We start from the raw sequence: 1,875 nt of genomic DNA, 5'->3' as shown, positions 1-1,875 counted from the left end.
CACGGAAGCGGTTCTGGTCATCGACACCCACCCCACGATGCGGGTGTGGCACGAGACGGTCCGCGACGACCTGGTCGACGAACTCGAACGCGCGAGCGCCTTCTCCCGCGTTCGGGTGTTACGGCTGCTCGGCACCGACGAGACCGATCCGACACGGGTCAGCCCGGAGGAACCCCTCGGCCCGGCACCGCGGAACGCCCGTCGGGTGGTGCTGGTGCTGACCGACGGCCTCGCGGCCGGCTGGCGGCTCGGCGCCGTCCAGCCGCTGCTGCGCGGCTGGGGGCGGAGCTGCCCGGTCGCCGTGGTGCATCTGCTGCCGCAGCAACTGTGGTTCCGCACCGGGCTGGACGTGTACCGGGTGCGGATCCGGGCCCCGCACCGCTGGACCGCGAACAGTGCCTGGGACTGGGAGGAACGCGAACCCCCCGCCGGGCTCCGGGACACCGACGAGGCGGTCGCCGACCGGGACGGCACCGCCGTCGTCGTGCCCGTGCTGGCGCTGACCGGGCGGTGGGCGGAGGCGCTCACCCGGCTGGTGTCCGGGCCGGAGCCCGAATGGCTGGATCTGTCCGCCATTCAGGCCCGCGAGTGGAAGAGCAGGCCGGACGCGGCCCGCGCGCTGCCCTGGGCGGAGGAGCTGCCCGACCCGCTGAGCACCCTGCCCGCCGCCGAACGCGTCTCCGACTTCCGAGCCGTCGCGAGCCCCACCGGGTTCACCCTGGCGACCCGGCTGGCCGCCGCGCCGCTGAGCCTGCCCGTCATCCGCGGGATCGTCGCCACCACCCCCGGCGCCGGTCCGGTCCATGTCTCCGAGCTGCTGATCAGCGGTCTGGTACGGCCCACCTGGGAGCACGACGAGGGGCCGGCGGACGTGGTGTTCACCTTCGCCCCCGACATCCGCGAGGAGCTGCTGGCGCTCGGGCGGCGCAGCGCCACCGCGCGGGTACTGCGCGAGGTGCGCGCCCTGTTCGCCGCGGACGACATCGCCCGCAGCCTGCTGCCGCCTCCCACCGAGCCGCTGGACACCCTGGCGATGCCGCATGTCAGCAGCCGCAACATCGCCTTCCTGCGGGTGGAGCTGACCGCCCTGCGCGCCCTGTCGGGCCGCTACGACCAGCGTGCCGCCATGCTGGCGCGGGTGCTGAGCTGGCACGATCGGCGTTACGCGGTCAGCCTGGAGAAATCACCACGCGGAGTGCCGGGACGGGTGGCGGCGGCCCGGTCGGCCGACGACGCCACCGACCCCACCCCCCGGACCCCCTCCGAAGGAGCCTCGCAGATGCCGACATCACCCCAGCGGACCGTGGAGACGGGGGACCGCACGACACAGCCGCGGGTCTGGGGGAACCTGCCGCCGCGCAACCCGAACTTCACCGGGCGCACCGAGCTGCTCGAACTGCTCGACCAGCGGCTGCGCGAGGGCACCACGACCGTGCTGCCGGAGGCGATCCACGGCATGGGCGGCGTCGGCAAGACCCAGCTGGCGATCGAGTACGCCTACCGCCATCAGGCCGAGTTCGACATCGTGTGGTGGATCCCCGCCGAGCGGCCCGGCCAGATCGGGCAGGCGCTGGTGGAACTGGCCCAGCGGCTCGGCCTGGTGACCACCACCGAGGCCAACATCGCCGGGCCCGCGGTGCGCGAGGCGCTGCGCGAGGGCCGGCCGTACGCCCGCTGGCTGCTGATCTTCGACAACGCCGACAACCCCGAGCAGGTCCGCCACTACTTCCCGCAGGGCGGGAGCGGCACCATCCTCGTCACCTCCCGCAACCGGCGCTGGGGCCAGGTCGGCGGCTCCCTCGAAGTGGACGTGTTCACCCGTGAGGAGAGCACGGAACTGCTGCGCCGCTCCGGCCCGCCGCTGCGGGACGGTGA

1 protein-coding gene is annotated in these 1,875 nt (G+C 73.9%); it reads left to right on the top strand.

Going from position 1 to position 1,875, the window contains the following annotated elements:
• The coding region (locus tag AB0O67_RS37265; protein ID WP_365460537.1) for an SAV_2336 N-terminal domain-related protein at positions 1-1,875 on the top strand (1,875 nt) is incomplete at both ends.

The organism is Streptomyces sp. NPDC086077 (assembly GCF_040686175.1).
In the GTDB taxonomy this organism is placed as follows: domain Bacteria; phylum Actinomycetota; class Actinomycetes; order Streptomycetales; family Streptomycetaceae; genus Streptomyces.
This window is presented reverse-complemented; position numbering and strand designations above follow the sequence as displayed.